The 20,888-nt window shown below is 59.4% G+C and carries 19 protein-coding genes and 2 pseudogenes; 6 read left to right on the top strand and 15 right to left on the bottom strand.

Going from position 1 to position 20,888, the window contains the following annotated elements; translation table 11 throughout:
* Window positions 1-142 precede the first annotated feature (142 nt).
* The 3 genes and pseudogenes from ygfZ (at window position 143) to BVL55_RS04840 (ending at window position 2,766) form a co-directional block, all read left to right on the top strand.
* Window positions 143-1,003 carry a CAF17-like 4Fe-4S cluster assembly/insertion protein YgfZ gene (gene ygfZ / locus BVL55_RS04850; RefSeq protein ID WP_075995972.1) on the top strand — a complete coding sequence of 287 codons (861 nt, stop codon included), beginning with the start codon at window positions 143-145 and terminating at the stop codon, window positions 1,001-1,003.
* Window positions 1,004-1,199: 196 nt separating this feature from the next.
* Window positions 1,200-1,790 carry an HD domain-containing protein gene (locus BVL55_RS04845; protein WP_075997900.1) on the top strand — a complete coding sequence of 197 codons (591 nt, stop codon included), beginning with the start codon at window positions 1,200-1,202 and terminating at the stop codon, window positions 1,788-1,790.
* Window positions 1,787-2,766, top strand: a pseudogene (locus BVL55_RS04840) (NUDIX hydrolase). Before BVL55_RS04845 ends, BVL55_RS04840 begins: the two are co-directional and overlap by 4 nt.
* A 21-nt stretch (window positions 2,767-2,787) precedes the next feature.
* Here the strand turns inward: BVL55_RS04840 and BVL55_RS04835 are convergent.
* Window positions 2,788-3,189 carry a hypothetical protein gene (locus BVL55_RS04835; protein WP_156892417.1) on the bottom strand — a complete coding sequence of 134 codons (402 nt, stop codon included), beginning with the start codon at window positions 3,187-3,189 and terminating at the stop codon, window positions 2,788-2,790.
* 249 nt (window positions 3,190-3,438) lie between these two features.
* On the opposite strand from BVL55_RS04835, the gene BVL55_RS04830 reads away from it, so the two are divergent.
* Window positions 3,439-4,275 carry a mechanosensitive ion channel family protein gene (locus BVL55_RS04830; RefSeq protein ID WP_244530592.1) on the top strand — a complete coding sequence of 279 codons (837 nt, stop codon included), beginning with the start codon at window positions 3,439-3,441 and terminating at the stop codon, window positions 4,273-4,275.
* Between the two features lie 376 nt (window positions 4,276-4,651).
* Here BVL55_RS04830 and nadC read toward each other — a convergent pair whose 3' ends face one another.
* From nadC to nadA, 3 genes and pseudogenes are all read right to left on the bottom strand, one after another.
* A complete protein-coding gene (nadC, locus tag BVL55_RS04825; protein ID WP_075997898.1) occupies window positions 4,652-5,524 on the bottom strand; it encodes a carboxylating nicotinate-nucleotide diphosphorylase in 873 nt (290 codons plus the stop codon).
* Between the two features lie 33 nt (window positions 5,525-5,557).
* Window positions 5,558-7,174, bottom strand: coding sequence for an L-aspartate oxidase (locus BVL55_RS04820; protein WP_075995970.1), 1,617 nt, complete (start codon window positions 7,172-7,174; stop codon window positions 5,558-5,560).
* Between the two features lie 127 nt (window positions 7,175-7,301).
* Window positions 7,302-8,329: pseudogene (nadA, locus tag BVL55_RS04815) on the bottom strand (quinolinate synthase NadA).
* 409 nt (window positions 8,330-8,738) lie between these two features.
* On the opposite strand from nadA, the gene BVL55_RS04810 reads away from it, so the two are divergent.
* On the top strand, window positions 8,739-10,034 hold the full coding sequence (locus BVL55_RS04810) for an MFS transporter (RefSeq protein ID WP_075997897.1): 1,296 nt from the start codon (window positions 8,739-8,741) through the stop codon (window positions 10,032-10,034).
* Window positions 10,035-10,092: 58 nt separating this feature from the next.
* Here the strand turns inward: BVL55_RS04810 and BVL55_RS04805 are convergent, their stop codons facing one another.
* Window positions 10,093-10,635: a MarR family winged helix-turn-helix transcriptional regulator gene (locus BVL55_RS04805; protein ID WP_075995969.1), complete on the bottom strand. Its 543-nt coding sequence runs from the start codon at window positions 10,633-10,635 to the stop codon at window positions 10,093-10,095.
* 95 nt (window positions 10,636-10,730) lie between these two features.
* Between BVL55_RS04805 and BVL55_RS04800 the strand changes: the two genes are divergently transcribed.
* Window positions 10,731-11,480, top strand: coding sequence for a hypothetical protein (locus tag BVL55_RS04800; RefSeq protein ID WP_075995968.1), 750 nt, complete (start codon window positions 10,731-10,733; stop codon window positions 11,478-11,480).
* A gap of 63 nt (window positions 11,481-11,543) precedes the next feature.
* Here BVL55_RS04800 and BVL55_RS04795 read toward each other — a convergent pair whose 3' ends face one another.
* The 10 genes from BVL55_RS04795 to BVL55_RS04750 all read right to left on the bottom strand — a co-directional run bounded on the left by BVL55_RS04795 (window position 11,544) and on the right by BVL55_RS04750 (window position 20,749).
* A complete protein-coding gene (locus tag BVL55_RS04795; protein WP_075995967.1) occupies window positions 11,544-12,029 on the bottom strand; it encodes a flavodoxin family protein in 486 nt (161 codons plus the stop codon).
* Between the two features lie 6 nt (window positions 12,030-12,035).
* Window positions 12,036-12,524 carry a PaaI family thioesterase gene (locus BVL55_RS04790; protein WP_075995966.1) on the bottom strand — a complete coding sequence of 163 codons (489 nt, stop codon included), beginning with the start codon at window positions 12,522-12,524 and terminating at the stop codon, window positions 12,036-12,038.
* A 371-nt stretch (window positions 12,525-12,895) separates the two neighbouring features.
* The gene (speB, locus tag BVL55_RS04785) at window positions 12,896-13,852 is read right to left on the bottom strand and encodes an agmatinase (protein ID WP_075995965.1); all 957 of its coding nucleotides are present in this window, start codon (window positions 13,850-13,852) and stop codon (window positions 12,896-12,898) included.
* 14 nt (window positions 13,853-13,866) lie between these two features.
* On the bottom strand, window positions 13,867-14,640 hold the full coding sequence (gene recO, locus BVL55_RS04780; RefSeq protein WP_075995964.1) for a DNA repair protein RecO: 774 nt from the start codon (window positions 14,638-14,640) through the stop codon (window positions 13,867-13,869).
* Between the two features lie 18 nt (window positions 14,641-14,658).
* Window positions 14,659-15,612: a GTPase Era gene (era, locus tag BVL55_RS04775; RefSeq protein ID WP_075995963.1), complete on the bottom strand. Its 954-nt coding sequence runs from the start codon at window positions 15,610-15,612 to the stop codon at window positions 14,659-14,661.
* Window positions 15,609-16,337: a ribonuclease III gene (gene rnc, locus BVL55_RS04770; protein ID WP_075995962.1), complete on the bottom strand. Its 729-nt coding sequence runs from the start codon at window positions 16,335-16,337 to the stop codon at window positions 15,609-15,611. The genes era and rnc overlap by 4 nt, the downstream gene beginning before the upstream one ends.
* A gap of 4 nt (window positions 16,338-16,341) precedes the next feature.
* Window positions 16,342-17,103, bottom strand: a complete 762-nt coding sequence (gene lepB / locus BVL55_RS04765) for a signal peptidase I (RefSeq protein WP_075995961.1) — start codon at window positions 17,101-17,103, stop codon at window positions 16,342-16,344.
* 11 nt (window positions 17,104-17,114) lie between these two features.
* Entirely contained in the window at window positions 17,115-17,552 is a 438-nt protein-coding gene (gene acpS / locus BVL55_RS04760) for a holo-ACP synthase (RefSeq protein WP_075995960.1), read from the bottom strand.
* Between the two features lie 63 nt (window positions 17,553-17,615).
* On the bottom strand, window positions 17,616-18,263 hold the full coding sequence (locus BVL55_RS04755; protein WP_075995959.1) for a DUF2062 domain-containing protein: 648 nt from the start codon (window positions 18,261-18,263) through the stop codon (window positions 17,616-17,618).
* Window positions 18,264-18,532: 269 nt separating this feature from the next.
* Window positions 18,533-20,749, bottom strand: coding sequence for a RelA/SpoT family protein (locus BVL55_RS04750; RefSeq protein WP_075995958.1), 2,217 nt, complete (start codon window positions 20,747-20,749; stop codon window positions 18,533-18,535).
* Window positions 20,750-20,888 lie beyond the last annotated feature (139 nt).

Genomic DNA, 20,888 nt, shown 5'->3' with positions numbered 1-20,888 from the left:
GGCGGAATTTTCGCACCAAATGGGGCCACGCCATATCCTGTTCGAAAACAGTTGATCGGTGCGCCGGAGTTGCTATGGCGTAGCAGCGGAGGAAATCCCAATCCCGTTTCGAAGGAAACGCGGATTGATCCAAGAGGCCACGATGTCCGAATTGTTGTGTACCGAGCTTGCAGGACGGAAACTTCTGCGCATTTCCGGTGAAGACGCCCCCCGATTTCTCCACGGCCTTGTCACCTGCGATGTGGAGCATCTGGAGCCGGGCGGAATTGCCTTTGGTGCGCTGCTTTCCCCGCAAGGCAAAATCCTGTTTGATTTCTTCATCATCCGCTCGGTGAACGGATTCATCCTGGATACCGATGCTTCCATGGCGGACGACCTTGCCAAACGGCTGACCTTCTACAAGCTGCGGGCCAAGGTCCAGATCGAGCCCATGGATGAACGCGCCCATGTCTTTGCCATATGGGGAAGCGAGGGGGCGGACGGGATTGTTGCCGACGGCGTTGTGGCATTCGATCCCCGGCTGAAGGAAATGGGAGCGCGTGCCTATATAAGGCGGGCACCGCCTGATACCCGCGCAGAACCGCTGCAGGCATGGCACAGCCACCGCATCGCTCTCGGCATGCCCGAGGGCGGGCTCGATTTCGTTTTTGGCAGCACCTTTCCCCATGAAGCGCTGATGGATCAGTTCAAGGGGGTGGATTTTCAAAAGGGCTGTTATGTCGGCCAGGAAGTCGTCTCCCGCGTGCAGCATCGCGGCACCGCCCGCAAACGACTGATCAAGGTTGAGGGTGATACTGGGTTGCCGGAAAGCGGTACGGAAGTCCTTGTTGACGGGACAGCGTGCGGGACAATGGCCAGCATCAGCGGCAGGAACGGCCTGGCCATGATACGGCTCGACCGCGCCGCAAGCCATGCCACCGGCGCGCCAGCCCATGCCGGCACAACCGAAATCCGGCTTTCGATACAGTCCTGGGCCCGCTTTGGCTGGCCGGAGGCGGAATAAAAGTCCAAGCCTGATTACGCATCTTCAGGGCTTTGCAGCAAAATTCGCCACGGCAAGCTTGAAGCATACCTGCCCTGTCGCATAGGTTTTCACGGGCTGAAACGGGAATTGGCAGTGCATGGCAAAACCATCCGGCAGTAAAACCAACGAGAGCGCCGATGGCGGTCTTGCACCGCCGGTACGGGCCTGGCAGCGCATGCTTTCCGGGCGGCGGCTGGATTTGCTCGAGCCTTCGCCGCTGGATGTGGAGATTGAGGACATTGCTCAAGGCCTTTCCCGCGTTGCCCGCTGGAACGGCCAAACCCGGGGCGATCACGCATTTTCCGTGGCCCAGCACTCCCTGCTGGTGCTTGATGTTCACTTGCGGCTCAACCCCCGGCTGGCACCTGCCGAACAGATGGTGACGCTGCTGCACGATGCACCGGAATATGTGGTGGGCGACATGATCTCCCCCTTCAAGGCGGTGGTGGGGGGCGATTACAAGGCTGTGGAGCACCGGCTCCTGGAAGCCATTCACATGCGCTTTTCCCTGCCGGCCAAAACGGCTGCCGGCCTCGGCAAGTCAATCAAGAAGGCCGATACCATCGCCGCCTATTTTGAAGCGACGCTGCTTGCCGGGTTCGGTGAAAGGGAAGCCCGGCGCTTTTTCGGAAGGCCGCAGGGCATTTCTCCCGACGGATTGCCGCTGATGCCCTGGCCGGCCAAGCGGGCGCAAGCCAACTTTCTCAAGCGGTTCCGCCTGATCGAGGAAGCAGGCCTGCAACGGAGCGGGAGAAACGCCAAATGAGCGCGACAAGGGCAGTTGAGATCGGTCTTAATGCGGCGATTATCGCGATTGTGGAAAACATGCCCGCCATCCTGCGAATTCCTGATGGCGAGAGCGGTCTTGACGGACTGCCCTTCGGCCCGTTCAATCCCGTTCGCCACCGCACGATGGAACTGGGATTGCGGCAGTGGGTGCAGGAACAAACCGGCCTGAAGCTTGGCTATGTTGAGCAGCTCTACACTTTCGGGGATCGCGGGCGGCACCGTCAGGAGGGCGATGACCAGCCCCATGTGGTGTCGGTGGGCTATCTGGCGCTGACGCGCCTGATCGACGATCACGAGGCCAGGCTGAAGCACTCCGGCGCGAGCTGGAAGGACTGTTATCATTACCTGCCCTGGGAGGACTGGCGGAAGGGGCGGCCGGCGATCATCGACGATTTTATTCTGCCGAACCTAAAGGCATGGATTGTCGAGCGCGACACGAAGGATTTTGCCGGTTTGAAGGCGGTGGATCAGCGCGGCTACAACCGGGTGCGGATTGCTTTCGGGCTGGATGGCGTGCCGTGGGATGAGGAGCGGGTGCTGGACCGCTATGAACTGATCTACTCGGCGGGCATGGCACAGGAGGCGGTAACCGATGGCCGCATCAAACAGGTGCGCGGGGAACCGCTCCCGGCAATGCCATGATGCATGACCACCGCCGCATCCTGGCGACCGCCCTTTCAAGGCTTCGGGCAAAGCTCAAATACCGCCCGGTGATTTTCGAGCTGATGGCAAGCGAATTTACCCTGCTCGAATTGCAGCAGACAGCCGAAAGCATTCTGGGCCGCAAGGTGCACAAGCAGAATTTCAGGCGGCTGGTGGAAAGCAACCAATTGGTCGAGCCGACAGGCAAGACCTCAACCTCCACTGGCGGACGGCCGGCGGCACTGTTCAGGTTTCGCCGTGAGGTGATGGCCGAGCGGCCGGCGCCGGGGCTTCGGCTCGGACGGGGCTGAAACTGCTGTGTGCCCGGCATATCAACTTTCAAAAAGATACCGAATGCCGGTCAGTTGCGGGAGGAGAGATGCCAATCCAAGGGCAATGGCAATCCGGATCGCCAGGGTTGCAAAATACCCGTAGATTTCCTGCATGACCTGGGCGAACACACGAGCGGCATGTTCGTTTTGTGGCCGGTGGCGATCTTCCAGCAAAAGCCAGGTTTCGGTCTTTTCCGGTGCGCGCGAAGGCGCTGTCTGGGCAAACCAGAGCAATACGACTGCCATGAGGAGTGTGAGAATTGCTCCGGTACGGAAGAACAGCACCAGATCGAACATGCTGCCGAGCATGACCATGGAAATGGCCAGATAGCCGAAGAATACGGCTCTGCCCACGCACAGCATTGCCTGATCGCGCACTTTCTCCATTGGTACCCTGCCCATTCGACACCAGCATCACTGCCAAAGCGGTGCAGGGCAAATCACATTTGCGCAATTTGGGGACTGCACTGGCGGCTTTTTGTGCCGCGCAAAAAGACGGGAACCTTTGTGGCAGTTCTTCGTTGGCCCATGGGGTTTGCACATCCATTGCATCCTGCGATGCCTAAATCAGCGATGCACCGTTCTGAAATCTTTTCTTTCAGACGCCCCAAACCGCAACTGCCTGATATCAAGACAGACAGGAGACGCATATTGCCTGACGAAGCCACCAACGAAACCTTGTTTGAACGCGCAGCAGAACTGCTGGTTGTCTACTCATTTTCCGTTGCCGGCGCGCTTCTTACCATCGTGCTTGGCTTTGCCGTGGCGGGCCTTGCCAAGCGCTGGACCAGCCGCGCGCTTTCCAGGCTCAACCATGATGACCGGACGCTGAACAACTTTCTTTCCAATCTCGCCAAATATGCGGTGCTGACGGTTTTCGCCGTCGCCGTGCTGGCGCAGTTCGGCGTTCAGACCGCTTCCATTCTGGCCGCGCTGGGTGCTGCGGGCCTTGCCATAGGCCTGGCGCTTCAGGGAACGCTAAAGAACATTGCCGCTGGCGTGATGTTGCTGATCTTGCGGCCCCTGCGCGTCGGCGAATACATCGATGCCGACGGAGTGGACGGAACGGTAGAGGAAATCGGCCTGTTTGCCACACGCATGAAAACCCTGGACGGCTTGTATCGCATGGTACCCAATTCGGAATTGTGGAACGTGCCGATCACCAACTATTCGCGTTATGATGTGCGCCGCAACGATCTGGTGATCGGTATCGGCTATGACGATGACATTTCGCTGGCCGAAAAAACGCTCAAGGCACTGGCCGGCAAGGATGACCGGGTGCTTGAAGACCCGGAACCGGCGACCTTTGTTTCAGAACTTGGCGACAGCGCGGTATCGGTGACGCTGCGCTACTGGACAAAGACGGCCGACTGGTTTGCAACGGCCAGCCACCTTCGCGGCGAAGCCAAGCGAACCTTTGACAAAAAAGGCATCTCGATCCCCTATCCCCAACAGGATCTGCATCTGGTCAGCCAGCCGGCGGAATAAAAATCAACCGGAACCGCAAACACAGGCACCACAATCCCCGCCGCTAGAGGGTGTCCGGCTTAAATGGAATCGTTTGAGCGCCGGGCGTTTGGTCTTCGGCAAGGAGGAAAATGCGGCGCAGTGCAGACACTGTCAGCGTTTTGCAACGCGGTCCGAAGGCCCGGGAACCAGGTTCAGGCGATTGCAGAAAACTCGATACATTCATGATGTTAAGTGCCCGGCTGTGGTGTCTTTTGCGTTCTGGCTTCGCCGAAATCCTCGCGAGGTGGCAAGGCACCGCGCTGCAGTGTTCTGCTTGCCAGAGGCGAAAAATCCATCCATGCAAACTGCTTCCAGCTAATCAAGACACGCTCTAGGAGAGGCGGCAGGGCCGGTGTCAGTCAATCCCGATATCGAGCCCGAGGTCGAGGGTTGGCGCGGCCATGGTGATCTTGGAGGTGGAAATGTAGTCGACACCAGTTTCGGCGATTGCCTTGACCGTGTCGATGTTCACATTGCCGGAAGCCTCCAGCTTCACCGCGCCGCCATTGTCTGCCCGGTTCGTTTCCACCGCCTTTGAAAGTTGCGCCGTGGTCATGTTGTCAAGCAGCACCACATCCGGTCCGGCTTTCAACGCCTCGGCAAATTGCTTGAGCGTGTCGACTTCCACCTCCACTTTCACCAGATGGCCGGCATAGGCGCGGGCACGCTCAATGGCGAGCGCCACGCCGCCGGCAACGGCGATGTGGTTGTCCTTGATCAAAATGGCGTCGTCGAGGCCGAAGCGGTGGTTGGAGCCGCCGCCGCATTTGACGGCATACTTGTCGAAAGCACGGTGGCCGGGAATGGTCTTGCGGGTGCAGCAGATTTTGGCTTGGGTGTGGGCAATGCGCTGCTGAAAGGCGGCGGTGCAGGTGGCGATTCCGGACATGCGCATGAGATAGTTGAGCGCCACACGCTCGGCGGCCAGGATGGCGCGGGCATTGCCTTCGATGCGGGCAACTTTCTGGCCTGCCTTGAGGCGGTCGCCATCGTGCCTTGCCGCCTTGAACTTTACCGCCGGATCGATGGCGCGAAAGGCAGCTTCCGCAAGTTCCATGCCCGACAGGATGCCATCTTCACGGCTGGCAAGGACCGCCCTGGCCCCGGCATCTGCCGGAATGGTGGCATTGGAGGTAATGTCGCCTGCCCGGCCAAGGTCTTCCAAAAGAGCTGCCCGCACTGCTTCCTCAATCAGGATCGGGGAAAGATGAGGCGGCAATGCTTCGATCGCCTTTTTGCCGGAAGCCAAAACATTTCTCCTTTACGCGGTCGCCGCGACAGGTTCACGGCCGGTCACTTCGGCGGTCACCTGACTGGCGTCCTCCAGCGAAATGAACGTTCTGTGCTGCCAGGCTTCCCTTTCATCGGGAAAATCGGTGCGGAAATGCCCGCCGCGGCTCTCTTCTCGGGTAAGGGCTGCTGCCGCCATCAGTTTGGCCGTTGCCAGCGTGTTGGCAAAGCGGCAGGCCTGGTTGGCACGCTCCATGGCATCGATCTGCGTTATCGCCTCGCGCAGGCCGTCACCGTCGCGGATTACGCCCACCTTTGCGCTCATCAGTTTGCGCAGCCGCTTCATCGCCTCATCATCGTCGATCACCTCGACATCGGGGTTGAGGGTCGATTTATCCTTCCACGGGTTGACCCGCGCTTCCGGCATCATGCCGCCGATGTCCCCGGCTATGCGGGCGGCAAAGACCACCGCTTCCAGCAGGGAGTTGGAAGCCAGGCGGTTGGCGCCATGGGCACCGGTTGACGTGACCTCGCCACAGGCCCAAAGCCCGTCGAGCGAGGAGCGGCCCTCCGCATCGGTCAAAATGCCGCCCATGAAGTAATGCGCAGCAGGAATGACCGGGATCATTTCCGTTGCCGGATCGATCCCCGCATCGATGCAATAGCCGTATACGGTTGGAAACTCGTCCTTGAAATGCGCACCCACCGCTTTGCGGCAATCGAGAAACGCGCCCCTGCCGGCCATGACCTCGGCAAAAATGCCGCGGGCCACGATGTCGCGCGGCGCCAGTTCGCCGGCCGGATCGATGTCGAGCATGAAGCGGTGGCCCTCGCCATTGTGAAGGGTGCAGCCCTCGCCCCGCAGGGCTTCGGTGGCCAGCGGTGCAGGATCCTTGCCGACATTGATGGCGGTGGGGTGGAACTGGACGAATTCTGGATCGGCAATGACGGCGCCTGCACGGGCCGCCATGCCGACACCGCCGCCGCGCGCCTCGGCTGGATTGGTGGTGATTTCGTAGAGGTGGCCAATGCCGCCTGCCGCCATGACGACGGCTCGGGCAGGAAACAAAATGCGCTTGTGGGAGCGCCCGCCTTCCGGGCGGGCAATCAGGCCGCTTACAAAGCGACCCTCCGTGATGAGTTCTTCGGCGACATAGCCTTCCATCAGGCGGATCGACGGGGTGTTGCGCACCGCGGTCACCAGCGCTTCCATGATGGCGCGGCCGGCCATGTCGCCCTTTACGCGCACCACACGGTGCTCTGAATGGGCTGCCTCGCGGGACGTCTGCAGGCGGCCTTCAAGGTCCCGGTCGAAGGGAACGCCGAATTGAAGCAGGTCGTGGATGCGGTCGGAGGCTTCCGACACCATCAGGCGGGCGATCTTTTCATCGACCGTGCCGGCACCGGCGGCAATCGTATCCGCCAGGTGCTTTTCGATCGTGTCGCCGGGGGAAACGGCGGCGGCAATGCCTGCCTGCGCCCAGGCGGATGAGGCCCCCTTGCCGATGGGGGCCGCGGCAATGACGGTTACCGGACGCGGGCTGAGTTTCAGGGCGCAGAACAGCCCGGCAAGCCCGCCGCCGACGATCACCACATCGTCAACACCGGTCCAGGATACGGGGGGAAAGAGATCAGCCTGTTTGTCCATCTTCCAGCCATCCTCGGGCTTGACCCTAGGATCCAGCCCTAAACCGTCTTTTCCTGGATCCTCGGATCAAGCCCGAGGATGACTAAATCCGCTTTTCCCCTCCCGCAAGCGGGAGGCATCAACAGCATCAATTCGGCTTCAAATTCACCATGCGCTCCACGGCCCGGCGCGCGGGTTTCATCAAATGCGGCTCAATGGTCACCTCTTCCTTCATGTAGACGAGGCTTTCGAGAATCTTCGGCAGGGTGATGCGCTTCATGTGCGGGCACAAATTGCACGGCTTGATGAATTCAACACCCTTTGCGCGTTCCTCGATGTTGGAGGCCATGGAGCACTCGGTTACCAGCAGCACCTTCGAACCCGGCTTCTGACTGGTGGCGTATTCGATCATGCCGGAAGTGGAGCCGGCATAGTCGGCGACCTTGACCACGGAAGGGTGGCATTCGGGATGGGCGATGATCTGGATTGCCGGATCGGCCTTTTTGTATTCCAGCAGTTCGTCTGCGGTGAAACGCTCATGAACCTCGCAATGGCCTTTCCAGGTGAGAATTTTCTTTTTCGTCTGCTTGGCAACGTTCTGGGCGAGGTATTCGTCAGGAATGCAGAACACGGTATCTGAATCGAAACTTTCGACCACCCGTACCGCATTGGACGAGGTGCAGCAGATGTCGGTTTCGGCCTTCACATCGGCGGAGGTGTTTACATAGGTAACAATCGGCACGCCGGGATTGGCCTCGCGCAGCAGGCGTACATCGGCACCGGTAATCGATTCAGACAGCGAGCAGCCGGCCTTCATGTCGGGAATCAGCACGGTCTTTTCGGGATTCAGCAGCTTGGAAGTTTCGGCCATGAAGTGGACGCCGCACTGGATGATGATTTCCTCGTCGACCAGGGTCGCCTCACGGGCCAGTTGCAGGGAATCGCCGGAAATATCGGCAACGCAGTGGAAAATTTCGGGCGTTTGATAATTGTGCGCCAAAATGACGGCGTTGCGCTCTTTCTTGAGCTTGTTGATCCAGTAGACATAGGGCGCATGCACCGGCCACTCGATCTGGGGATATGGTGCTTGACCTTTTCGTAAAGTGGCGCGGTCGCCTTGGCGATTGCCTTTGTATAGGCAAGATCCGGCATGTCGATGGCACCAAAGCGCTCCAGCGCGGTCTTCGCCTTGGCAGCGCTTCCCTTGGAAACGCCTCCCTTGGAAGCAGGGGCGCGGCCGGCGGTTTCAGCTTGTGGTGCAAGAGCCATGACGGACCTCCTGTCTTGGCCGGTTGATCGTCTTCCTCAACGGGCCGTTCCGGCTAGGGCGCCGGCATTCGTTAAACAACTTATACTCAAAGTGAGTATAAATATGGCGAAAAAACATGCCTGCGAACAGGCTGGTATTTATGTAGGAAATATTCGCCAGCCCTTCAAGAGAAAAGCTGGCGCCACAACATGCAGCTCTCAGGAACCCGGATCGCCAGTAGCTTCAATCGGTTTGAACACAGCTTTCATCTTTGTTCGCTTGACCCGAAGGCTGGCAAAACCCGAGTATGGCGACTTTGTTGAAGGCGAATCCATAATGGCTCCACCGGCTCAGCCTCCCCGCTCCGAAGGCTCCTCCCAAGGTCTCTCACAAGGTCTCTCACAAGGCCTCGCCAAGGCGCCCGTCCTGCCCTGGTTGCTCATTGTCTGCGGCTGCCTGATTGCCATGACGACCTTCGGGCCGCGTTCGGCGATGGGCTTCTTCCAACTGCCGATGATCGAGCTTCATGGCTGGGACCGCACGACCTTCGGTCTGGCTATCGCCATCCAGAACCTGTTCTGGGGTGCGGGCCAGCCGTTCTTCGGCGCCATATCCGACAAATACGGTACCTGGCGGGTGCTGGCCACAGGAGCGGTCTGTTATGCGCTTGGGCTTTACCTGATGTCGGTCGCCGATGCGCCGTGGCTGCTGCACCTGTCGGCCGGCGTGCTGGTGGGGCTGGGGATTGCGGCAGGCTCCTTCTCCATCGTGATGGCAGCTTTTGCCCGCAACGTTGCGGCGGAAAACCGGACCTTTGTATTCGGCCTTGGAACGGCAGCAGGTTCTGCCGGCATGGCCTTCTTTTCCCCGCTTACCGTGGCACTGATTGCCGAATATGGCTGGCAGGACACGCTGGTGTGGCTTGCTGGCCTCATGATGATCATCCCTCTGCTCGCCATTCCGCTTGCCGGCAATGCCAAAACCAGCGGCACATCGGCAATGGAAATGGAGCAGACCATTGGCGAAGCGCTGCGCGAGGCCGTTGGCCATCAAAGCTATTTGCTGCTGGTTGCCGGGTTTTTTGTCTGCGGTTTTCAGGTTGCCTTTATCACCGCTCATTTTCCCGCCTACCTTATGGATATCGGCATTGATGCCTATTGGGCAGGCATTGCACTGATGCTGATCGGGTTGCTCAATATTGTCGGGTCACTGGGTTCGGGAATTGTTTCCAAAAAGCGCCACATGCCCCATCTTCTGGCCTTGATCTATATCGGCCGGTCCATCGCCGTCACGGCCTTTCTGCTGGTACCGCAAACCCCTGTAACGGTGGTCCTCTTCTCCTGTGTGATGGGGGTTCTCTGGCTTTCCACCGTACCGCCGACCAATGCCCTGGTGGCGGTCATGTTCGGCACGCGTTACCTCGGCATGCTTGGCGGCATCGTCTTCTTCTCCCATCAGATCGGCTCGTTTCTCGGCGTCTGGCTGGGCGGCTATCTGTACGATGTTTACGGCAGTTTCGATCCGGTATGGTGGCTTGGCGTGGCACTCGGCATTTTCGCTGCGGCCGTCCACTGGCCGATCAGGCAGGCGCCGGTGGAGCGCATGACGGCAGGCCAAACCCATATTGCCTAATCCATCCGGTGGAAGTCGAACCGCAACGGGCTGATTGATATTCGGGTTTCAGGCCCGATCAGGCGTATTGGTGCTCGTGACAGATCTGTCCGGTTTCCTCGTCTTCCAGCGGTTGATCGAGGAGCGTGCAGTGAGCGCCCGCCCCATCGCTCTTGTGATGGCGGCAGGTATGGCAGATGCCGAAAGGCCGGTTGCCGCGCCGCGCCAGCATGTCGCGCAAGGTGTTTTCCAGCGCCGCTTCCAGTTCTTCACTTTCCTGCCGCCCAAGGCCGGAAAGTGCTTCTTCAAGCACCGTTGCCCGCGCTGAAAGCGCCTCGCCCTGCGGTGTCAGCCAAAAGGATATGGAGCGGCGGTCTGCCCGTGAAGGCTGCTCGCTGACCAATCCCTTGCGCAGCAACGCCTTGAGCGTTTGTGACGCCGTGCCGCGGGTGGTGGCCATGTAATCTGCCACATGGGAGGGCGCGCGTGAAAACCGGTTTGCCCGGGCCAGGTAAAACAGCACGGCCCGCTGCACCGGGTTGAGTTCGTCAGCCCAGTCTGCAGCGCCACCAATACGGGCGATGCGGTCGATCAGTTCCTTCAAGCGGCCTGGTTCGGACATGGCAAAATAATAGCGAGTCAAAATTAACATTGCAATTATAGCGACTCGCTACTAATACTGCAGCAGATGCGGACGTCACTTGAAAGGAACAGATCATGAAATCCCTCCCCGCTGCTCTTCTCGCTCTCACGACGAGCGCTGCCACTGCCCTGGCCGGCGGCAATCATGCCGCCGACATGAAGGATGCCGTCGTTTCAAAGGCTGATCCTGCAAAGATTGCCGCCTTCGACATTCTCGCCGCCCATGTTCACCGTGACGGGCGCACGGTGACGTTTCACATGACGACCAATGGCAAGGCGGGGGAAGAACGCCCCGACCCGGCGGACCAGTTGGCCGGTGCGCCGGTTTATTCCTATGTCTGGCCAACCTCCCTTGATCCCTCAACCGTCGGCTTTGAGGGAAAGACGGGCATTCTGGCGCTGGCGGCAACCAGTCATCCGGATTTTGACGATACCCCGCTTTACGATGAGGACGGCGACGGCGATCTCAACAATGACGGCAGAAAATGGCACAGCCACTGGGTTGTGTTGACACCGACGGAAGCGTGCGGCCCCGGCGCGCTTGGGGTTCGCGATATTGGCGAAGGCGAAACACCTGCCATGCCGGCCACCTGGCCCGGTCTTCCGATCTTTATCGACAGCCCCGGTTTCAGCCCGGTGTTCGACGGTCCGGAGGTGGCGATCAATGTTGCTTTCAAGGATGCGCAATCGATATCGGGCGCAAATTATGACGGCGTTACCGCAGCCCTGAAGGTCAATGCCAATGTCCATGCGCCGCTGCTATGCGTCAGCGATGTGTTCGATGTCGCCTCCGGCGATCTCAGCCTTCCCGGCAAGATGGACTGACCGGCAATCGGCCGGGCATCGGCGGATATCTGATTTCGCCAATGCCCGGTTTTCAACGAGAGATCAGAAAACGCCCATGGAAAGACCGGCAGCAAGCGCCCCACCAATGTCCCGGCATTTGGCGAGGTCTTCTTCGGGTATGGTCTTTTCCGCCAGGATTTCCTCCGGCGTCTGGGCATGAGTGCAAACGATCAGTGGCGGCTGAACTTCCTTCAACCGCCATCCCGTTGCAATACGCGCAATCTGGCGCACCGCGTTCTCGCCATCGGAGCCCGCGCACACCATCTGGGCGTAGGGACGCCCCTCGATGCGGCCGAGCACCGGATAATAGCAACGGTCGAAGAAATCCTTCATGACCCCGGAAATGGCGGCGAGATTTTCCGGCGCGGCAAACAGGTATCCGCCTGCTGCAAGCAAATCCTCCGGCCCCGCCTCGCCAGCGGTTTTGACAGTGAGCGTTGCATGCTCCCGCGCGGCATCAGCAGCGGCTTCGGCCATCTGACGGCTGCCACCGGTGCGCGAATGATAGACAATCAGAAGGGAGGACACAGCGGCCTATCCCTTGCTGCCGAGAGGAAATATTGCACAGGTTTCCACGCCATGGGCGATAAGCTTGCCTTCGCCGTTCTTCAGCGTTGCCTGGGAGGTGGCGATGGTTCGGCCCATGTGAATGACGCTTCCTTCGCAAACAACCTCTCCCGTGGTCTCAAACAAGGGACGCACCAGGTTCACCTTGAACTCCACCGTGGTGTAGGCCATGCCCCTGGGAAGAAGCGTGTGCACCGCGCAGCCAAGGGCCGAATCGAGGATCGCCGCAGGCCAGCCGCCATGTACCGAGCCGAGCGGATTATAGTGTTCTGATAGCGGAACGCCGCGAAAGACCGCCCTTCCCTCTTCCACCTCGGTCAGTTTGAAGTTGAGCGTTCCGGCAATGGGCGGCGGCGGCAACTCGCCTGCAAGCATCATCTGGAACAGTTCGATGCCGGCATGTTTTTCAACAATTTCCAGGGGAATGGTGCCGGTCTTTCCGCCGGGCTCCGGCATTCGGTTGTCGTCACTCACGGTCGGTTCTTCCGTCAATTTGGGTCAGAGCCTAGAGCGTGTCCGGCGTAAATGGAATCGTTTGAGCGCCGGGAGTTTGGTCTTCGGCAAGGAGGAAAATGCGGCGCAGTGCAGGCACTGTCAGTATTTTCCGGCGCTGCCCGAAGGGCAAGGAACCAAGTTCAAACGATTGCAGAAAACCCGATACATTGATGATGTTAAGTGCCCGGCTGTGGTGTCTTTTGCGTTCTGGCTTCGTCGAAATCCTCGCAAGGTGGCAAGGCACCGCGCTGCGGTATTCTCCTTGCCAGAAACGAAAAATCCATCCATGCAAACTGCTCTAATTTAAACCGGACACGCTCTAGCGTCAAAACTTAATGCCCGCGGGCATGCATGATGAAGCCGAGGAAATTCAGCAATATCTGCGCGGCGAGAAAGGCGGTCGATCCGGTGTGGTCGTAATCAGGCGCCACTTCGACCAGGTCGATGCCTGCAACCTCCCCGCGGCGGGCGACAAGCTGCAGCAGTTCCAGCACTTCGTAATAGGTGAAGCCGCCATGGGAGGGCGTGCCCGTTCCCGGCGCGATGGACGGGTCAAAGCCGTCGATGTCGATGGTCACGTAATAACGCTTTCCTGCCGGAATGCGCTCGGCCACGGCCTCAACTCCCAGCTTGCGGAACTGGCGCACGGACAGAATGTCCGAACCCATGTTTCGCGCATCGTCATAGCCCTCCTTTGCGGTGGAGGAGACGTTGCGGATGCCGATCTGGCTAAGGCCCGTGACATGGTCCTGTTCTGCGGCCCGTCGCATGGGATTGCCGTGGCCATGGCGCACGCCGTGGCGGACATCCACGAAATCAAGATGCGCGTCGATCTGGATGATATGGATGGGTTCCTGATCGTCAAAGGCGCGAATGCAGGGAATGTTCACCGAGTGATCGCCACCCAGCACGACAGGCAGGCTACCTGCCGCCAGCGCCTTTCGCACGCCCAGCTCAATGCCGGCATGGCTTTTTTCCGTGTCGGTATGAACGATGTCGGCATCGCCCATGTCGGCGATCTTCACACTGCCGGGCAGATAGACCGCTTCGTCCTCATGGTCATAGGCGCCGGCATGCCCAAAGGAAAACAGGGTCGACGCCTCGCGGATCGCCCGGGGGCCGAACCGGGCGCCGGCGCGGTATTGCGTGCCGAAATCGAAGGGGGCGCCAAGAATGGCGATATCGGCATCAAGCTTGTCCCAGTCCTCTGCAATCGGCCGCTTGGCAAAGGTGCAGAAACCGACGAAGGGCAGATTGAGCCTGCCGCCTTCATAGCCGTGATCTGTCATGCGCTTTCTCCCTGCTAACCTGCCTGCTGCGCCGCGGCGCTGATCCTGCGTATCAGCCCGGCACGCTCGTCCGGCGGGCGAATACCCCGCGGACCATAGACGTTGCGGTCGAGGAAATAAAAGGAAAGATTGAAGCCATCGGCAAGCAGGCTGGCCATGGTTTTCGCACTGCCCTCACCATCTGCAGCGGCGATCAAGGCGCGGCTTTCTTCGTCCAGCAGAAAGGGTGGCAGCGGCAGCAATTGCTCTTTCCAGGGAAGGCCCGCCTCGCGGCCAACTGCCCGCCCGCTTTTTGGCGAAACCCATATGAGGCCGGATTTCGAACCGCTCGCAGCGCACTGGCTGAGATCAAGGCCGAAGCCCAACTCCTCCAGGATCGCCAGTTCGAAACGGATCATCAGCCGCGCCGCGCGTTCAGGATCATCGAGATGTTCAAGCACCACAAGGGCTGCTTCATAAAGGCCCTGATGGGGATCGCGCTCGGGCAACAGCCGCAGATGGGCTGCCAGGGTCTGCAGGCCGTAAATGCCGAGCGGCAGTTCCATCAATCGGGCGGCGCGCAGGTCCTGCCCTTCCACGGTGAACGTGCCGAGATGTTCTTCCAGGCGGGCGCGCCATTCAAGCAGCACGGAATTGCCCGGCTGCAGCACGGGGCGGTGACGGGAGGAACGCCCGCCGCGCACCAGGCCCATGTGCCGGCCATGGGCTGGTGTCATCACCTCGATGATTGCGCTGGTTTCGCCATGCTTGCGCACGCCGAGAATCAGGCCTTCGTCTTTCCACTCCATCGGGCAAGAAGAGGGCGTTTAGCGCGGAAACTCAAGTCCCATTTCCCGATAGCGCTCGGGATCGTTTACCCAGTTCTCGCGCACCTTGACGAACAAGAACAGATGCACAGGCTTTTCCAGGATTTCGGTCAGCTCCTTGCGCGCTGCCGTGGAGATTGCCTTGATCGTTGCCCCGCCCTTGCCAATGACAATCTTTTTCTGGCTGCCGCGCTCCACATAGATGGCCTGGTCGATGCGCACGCCCTTTTCGGTTTCCTTCCAGCTTTCCGTCTCCACATGGGAAGCATAGGGCAATTCCTGGTGCAGGCGCAGGTAGAGCTTTTCGCGGGTAATCTCGGCGGCGAGCTGGCGCAGCGGCAGGTCGGAAACATCCTCTTCAGGATAAAGGAACGGCCCCTCGGGCATTGCTGCGGCAAGATACGCCATCAGGTCCTCACAACCGTCCCCTTTCAGGGCGGACACCATGAAGGTGTGCTCGAAACGGGCTGCCTCATTGGCCTTTGCCGAAAGCTCCAGCAGCTTTTCGCGCGGCACCGTATCGATCTTGTTGAGGATCAGGATTTTCGGCTGCCGCACGTCGTCAAGCCCGCCCAGAACCGCTGCCACCTCATCGGTAATGCCGCGCTCGGCGTCGATCAGCAGGGCCACGATGTCGGCATCCTTCGCCCCGCCCCAGGCCGTAACCACCATGGCCTCGTCAAGCTTGCGGCGCGGTTTGAAAATACCCGGCGTATCGACGAAAACGATCTGCGCGTTGGCGTGTATTGTAATGCCGCGAATGATGGCGCGGGTTGTCTGTACCTTGTGGGTGACAATCGACACCTTGGTGCCCACAAGCCGGTTCATCAGGGTGGATTTTCCGGCATTGGGGGTGCCGATCAGCGCGACAAAGCCCGCACGTTTGGGCTGACCGCCATCAGACGTCTCATCCTGCGGCGGGGTTGCGCCAGCTTCCTGCGATCCGGCGCTCATCGTGCGAGCTCGTCTTTTTCCCAGATGCCCTCACGAATCAGCATGGCCCTGGCGGCGCTCTGTTCGGCAGCACGTTTGGAGCGGCCGGTACCCGACATCTCCTCCTTGCCGTTAACCTGAACGACCACGGTAAACAGCGGGTCGTGATCGGGACCGATGCGTTTCTGCTCCTTGTAACGGGGGGTGCCGAAACGGTTGGAATGCGCCCATTCCTGCAGCGACGTTTTGGAATCGCGCTTCGCCTCGTCGGCCATATGCAGGCGCTCTTTCCAGAATCGCTTGATAAAGTCGACCGCCGCCTGCAATCCGCCGTCAAGATAGATCGAGGCAATCAGGGCTTCCAGCACATCGGCGCGCACGCTCTGCATGCGCTTGCCCGTCAGTTCCTTCAAGTCACCGCCGGTGCGGATGAATTCGTGCAGGCCCAGCTCGTCGGAAATCTCGGCAAGGGTGCGGCCCTTGACCAGCGCGTTGAGGCGCAAAGACAGTTCGCCCTCGTTGGAATCTGGATATTTTTCAAACAGCAGTTCAGCTACCGCCAGGCCCAGCACCCGGTCGCCGAGGAACTCCAGGCGCTGATAGTGAAAATTGTTGTCGGATTTTTTTCGCACGCTTGCATGGGTCAGCGCGCGTTCCAGATCTTCGTAATTGGAGAAAGCATATCCCAGGCGTTTTTCCAGCACGCCGAAGCGTTTGGAACCGCGGGATTTGCTTGTCGTGCTCATGCGCTCACAATCCCCTGAACAACCGATCCGTACGCATGTCGGCCGGCCAGCGCCAAACCGCCAGCGGATGCGATCCGTTTGCCACGGAGAAGAAAATGGAGCGGGCCGGTCCGATGAAGTTTTCCAGTGGCACAAAGCCGACATCAAACCGGCTGTCGAGAGAGTTGTCCCGGTTGTCACCCATCATGAAAAAATGGCCCGGCGGCACTTCAAAGACCCGGGTATTGTCTCCCGATCCGCGCAGATTGGTCTCTATCACATTATAGGAAACACCGTTGGGAAGCGTTTCGGTGAACATCGGGATTTCCGGTCCGCCATCGGGATGGCGGTACATGCCCGCCGGCGTGCGCTCTACCGGTTCGTCGTTGATGTACAATATGGCCTCGCGCACCTGAATGCGGTCTCCAGGCAGACCCACAACACGCTTGATATAGTCAATTGACGGATTGCTTGGCAGACGGAAGACGGCAATCTGTCCGCGCTCGGGTTCCCCTTCCCAGATGCGGCCGTCAAAGACGTCTGGCGACAGGGGAAAGGAGTATTTCGAATAGCCGTAGGAATATTTCGAGACGAAAAGATAATCGCCGACCAGAAGGGTGGGAATCATCGATCCGGAGGGAATCGTGAAGGGCTGAAACAGGAAGGTACGCACGAACAGGGCGAGAATGAGCGCCTGAACGATGATCTTGACGGTTTCTGCAAACCCGCCTTCCTTCTGGGAACCGGCTTTTTCGCTCACGATATCTTCCTGTCTGATGGGATTCATTTCGACCCTGTTTATGTGTCCATGACCTGACTGGCAGGCTCCGCGTTTTCATCCGCCGCAATTGCCTCGATGATAACAAAGGCCTGCGCCAGGGGCTTGTCGTCGGTAATCGTCAAATGAATTCTGGCTACGTACCCCTGCGGAATGAGTTCTTCAAGCCTTTTCGCAGCGCCATTGGTCAATTTCATGGTGGGCTTGCCACCCGGCAGGTTGACCACACCCATGTCGCGCCAGAAGACATTGCGGCTGATGCCGGTGCCAAGGGCCTTGGAGCACGCTTCCTTGGCAGCAAACCGCTTGGCATAGGAAGCGGCGCGCTCACGCCGCTTGTCCGATTTTGCCTGTTCGATATCGGTGAAAATGCGCTGGATGAAGCGGTCGCCAAACCGTTCCATGCTTTGCTCCACGCGGCGGATATCGATGATGTCGCTGCCCATGCCGATGATCATGGGCGTTGTTTAGTCTGTTTTGGTCATTTTGAAAACGGTCCCGGCACCGGCAGGGCGAGGATTTCAGGAAGGGGAAGCCGTGCTGCCGTCTTGTCCCGACCCGGCACCTGACATGGCTCTTTCCTTCAGCTTGCGCGCCTTTTCGGCCAGCATTTTGCGGCGGGACAGCTGAAACGCCACCGCCGACCAGCGGGTGATCACATAGGCGAACAGCGCGGCGGTTATGCCAATCGGTATCGCCCCCACACTCATGGGTTTTAGCACCGGTTCCCATATGGAGGCGGCAAGATCGACAATCCCGTGCAGGCCGGCGTCCCATATGCTCATGTCGGTGAGCCCCTGCAGCGCTTCCTCCGGCTTTTGGCCATTGGTCTCGCCTTTCAAAATGAAGTTGCCGGTGGAATAGGTGGCAGCCCAGATAAAGGGGAAGGTGACAGGATTGCCCAGAAACGTCCCGGTTGCGGCGGCGATCATGTTGCCGGCGATGATATAGGCAATGATGAAGGCGATGATGAAATGCAGGCCCATGAAGGGGGTGAAAGAAGCAAACACGCCAGCAGCGATCCCTGCGGCAATGGCGTGGGGCGAGGCAGTCAGACGGAGAACCCGCTTGGCAAGGTATTTCAGGGAACGGGTCCAGGAGCGGCGCGGCCATACCGCAACCCGCAGTTTTTCGCGCCAATCAGGTGGTGACCTGCGCTGAAAAAGCATTACCCGTTCCCTCGGTTCCGGCAGGCATTCCTGTCCGCGGCTGTAAAACGCTTTAGTTCATGACCTAAGGTCCGACGATAGCATCCCCTTTGAGAATCTACCGATATCACAATTGGTTTAACATCCTCTTGTCACCACGGTCCGGCTGCATCTTCCATGCCGGCATCATGGCGAAACATGTCAAATGGAAATCAAATCTGGCGGAAAGCGGGCGATGCGCGCCAAAGCCGGGGTTCAAAACGGAATATCATGGCCTGCCGGCGGGACCATCAACCAGTGAGCCGCTCGACGCTGGTGATGGAGGGCTTTGCGGAAAGCTGGCGGATGATCTTGTTGAGATGGGTGAGGTCCCAGACTTCAAGGTCGAACATCATGTCCATGAAATTGTCGGCTGATCGGGTCATCGACAGGTTCTGAATGTTGGCATCGTTGTTGGCAATCACTTCGGTGATGACGGCAAGCACGCCCGGCTCGTTCACCGCGACGGCGCGAATGCGGGCCGGAAAGCGGCTGGTGCTGCCTTCCTCAATGTCCCAGCGCACATCCAGCCAGCGCTCCTTGTCCTCGAACTCGGCAAGCGCCGGAGAATCGATCGGGTAGATGGTAACCCCTACCCCCGGCTCCAGAATGCCGACAATCCGGTCGCCGGGTACCGCGCCGCCTTCCGGCGCAAAGCGAACCGGCAACTCGTTTCCGGCTCCGCGAATGGGAATTGCGCTGGCCTTCTTCTGTCTGGCGAATTCGCGCAATTTCGCACGGTTGTTTTCCCTGCCGGGCAGGCGGAAAAGCATGTTGGCGCCGGCCTTCAGGTTGAACCAGCCCTCGCCGCGCTTCGGCTTTTCGGTGGTGCGTTCCTCGCGATAGTCCGGATACACCGCCTTGATGACATCAAGCGAGGAAAGTTCGCCGCGGCCCACATCGGTCAGCACGTCGTCCAGGCGCTCGCGGGCGAGCCGCGGCAGGGCAACTTCCAGCTCGCTGCGGGAGTAGGTTTTGCCGATACGGGCAAATGCCCGCTCAAGAATGCGCGTGCCAAGACCGGAGTACTGTTTGCGAATGGCCTCTCGCGTCGCCTTGCGAATGGCGGCGCGCGCCTTGCCGGTCACCACCATCGATTCCCAGGCAGCGGGCGGTGCCTGGGACGTGGAGCGGATGATTTCCACCTCGTCGCCATTCTGCAACTCGGTGATGACCGGCATCATCTTTCCGTTGATCTTGCAGCCAACGCAGGAATTGCCGACATCGGTATGCACCGCATAGGCAAAATCGATGGGAGTTGCCCCCTTGGGAAGGGCAATGATGCGGCCCTTGGGGGTAAAACAGAAGACCTGGTCGAGGAAAAGCTCCAGCTTGGTGTGTTCGAGGAATTCCTCGGCATTGTTGCCCTCGGCGAGTTGCTCAATGGTGCGCCGCAACGAGGCGTAAACCTCGCTTTCGTTGTGGTCTGTGTTTTCCCTGTCCTTGTAAAACGTATGGGCGGCAACGCCATATTCGTTGACGCTGTGCATTTCCCAGGTCCTGATCTGCAGTTCGACACGCTGCTGACCGGGGCCCACCACCGTGGTGTGGATGGAGCGGTAGTCATTCTGCTTGGGGGTGGAAATGAAGTCCTTGAAACGGCCAGGCACCATCGACCAGGTCTGGTGAACAATGCCCAGCGCCTGATAGCATTCCTCGACGGTCTTGACGATGATGCGGAACCCGAAAATGTCTGAAAGCTGTTCGAACCCCACCGCCTTGGATTCCATCTTGCGGAAGACCGACCAGGCTTTCTTCTGGCGGCTGCGCACGGTTGCGTCGATGCCTTCAGCTTCCAGCTTGGCGGTCAGTTCCTTGATGATGCGGCGGATGTTCGGCCGGTTGCGGCCGGCAAGATCGGCCAGGTGCTGGGTGACCGTCTCATAGGCCTTGGGGTTCATGTATTTGAAAGACAGCTCCTCCAATTCGTCACGCAAGTCCTGCATGCCGATTCGCCCTGCCAGGGGAGCGTAAATCTCCATGGTTTCCTGGGCGATGCGGGTGCGCTTTTCCGGCTTCATGTGATGCAGCGTGCGCATGTTGTGCAGCCGGTCTGCGAGCTTGACGAGAAGCACGCGGATGTCGTCGGAAATCGCCAGCAGCAGGCGGCGCAGGTTTTCCGCCTGCTCGGCCTTTTTCGACACCAGATCGATGCGTTTGAGCTTGGTCAGTCCCTCGACCAGGCTGCCGATCCGGTCACCGAACATCTCGTCGATCTCGGCGCGCGTGGCGTCGGTGTCCTCGATCGTGTCATGCAACAGCGCAACGGCAATCGTTTCCTCGTCGAGATGCAGATCGGTGAGGATGGCTGCAACTTCCAGCGGATGCGAAAAATACGGATCGCCACTGGCACGGCGCTGCTCGCCGTGTTTTTTCATGGCATAGACATAGGCCTTGTTGAGCAGGGCCTCATTTGCGTCAGGCTTGTAGCTGGTAACCCGCTCTACGAGTTCGTACTGGCGCATCAATGGTGGTTCTGAGCCCCCGAAAGACTATTTTCCGCATGGGGCACCGCCAATTGTGCAGGCCCGGCCGAACTATATGCACAGGCAGGGTCCAGTTCAAAGCAAAGCTTTGGATTTCTGTAGCGAAAAGAAAAGCCCGGAC

The organism is Salaquimonas pukyongi (genome assembly GCF_001953055.1).
GTDB classification, from domain to species: Bacteria; Pseudomonadota; Alphaproteobacteria; order Rhizobiales; family Rhizobiaceae; genus Salaquimonas; species Salaquimonas pukyongi.
Note: the sequence above shows the minus strand (reverse complement) of the source record. Positions and strands in the feature narration are given on the sequence as shown.

Bases quoted from the DNA above. Each gene is read 5' to 3' on its own strand.
- ygfZ (WP_075995972.1), top strand. From the start codon at position 143: ATGTCCGAATTGTTGTGTACCGAGCTTGCAGGACGGAAACTTCTGCGC.
- BVL55_RS04845 (WP_075997900.1), top strand. From the start codon at position 1,200: ATGCTTTCCGGGCGGCGGCTGGATTTGCTCGAGCCTTCGCCGCTGGAT.
- BVL55_RS04835 (WP_156892417.1), bottom strand. From the start codon at position 3,189: ATGGGCAGGGTACCAATGGAGAAAGTGCGCGATCAGGCAATGCTGTGC.
- BVL55_RS04820 (WP_075995970.1), bottom strand. From the start codon at position 7,174: ATGGACAAACAGGCTGATCTCTTTCCCCCCGTATCCTGGACCGGTGTT.
- BVL55_RS04810 (WP_075997897.1), top strand. From the start codon at position 8,739: ATGGCTCCACCGGCTCAGCCTCCCCGCTCCGAAGGCTCCTCCCAAGGT.
- BVL55_RS04805 (WP_075995969.1), bottom strand. From the start codon at position 10,635: ATGTCCGAACCAGGCCGCTTGAAGGAACTGATCGACCGCATCGCCCGT.
- BVL55_RS04800 (WP_075995968.1), top strand. From the start codon at position 10,731: ATGAAATCCCTCCCCGCTGCTCTTCTCGCTCTCACGACGAGCGCTGCC.
- BVL55_RS04790 (WP_075995966.1), bottom strand. From the start codon at position 12,524: ATGCCGGAGCCCGGCGGAAAGACCGGCACCATTCCCCTGGAAATTGTT.
- speB (WP_075995965.1), bottom strand. From the start codon at position 13,852: ATGACAGATCACGGCTATGAAGGCGGCAGGCTCAATCTGCCCTTCGTC.
- recO (WP_075995964.1), bottom strand. From the start codon at position 14,640: ATGGAGTGGAAAGACGAAGGCCTGATTCTCGGCGTGCGCAAGCATGGC.
- era (WP_075995963.1), bottom strand. From the start codon at position 15,612: ATGAGCGCCGGATCGCAGGAAGCTGGCGCAACCCCGCCGCAGGATGAG.
- rnc (WP_075995962.1), bottom strand. From the start codon at position 16,337: ATGAGCACGACAAGCAAATCCCGCGGTTCCAAACGCTTCGGCGTGCTG.
- lepB (WP_075995961.1), bottom strand. From the start codon at position 17,103: ATGAATCCCATCAGACAGGAAGATATCGTGAGCGAAAAAGCCGGTTCC.
- acpS (WP_075995960.1), bottom strand. From the start codon at position 17,552: ATGATCATCGGCATGGGCAGCGACATCATCGATATCCGCCGCGTGGAG.
- BVL55_RS04755 (WP_075995959.1), bottom strand. From the start codon at position 18,263: ATGCTTTTTCAGCGCAGGTCACCACCTGATTGGCGCGAAAAACTGCGG.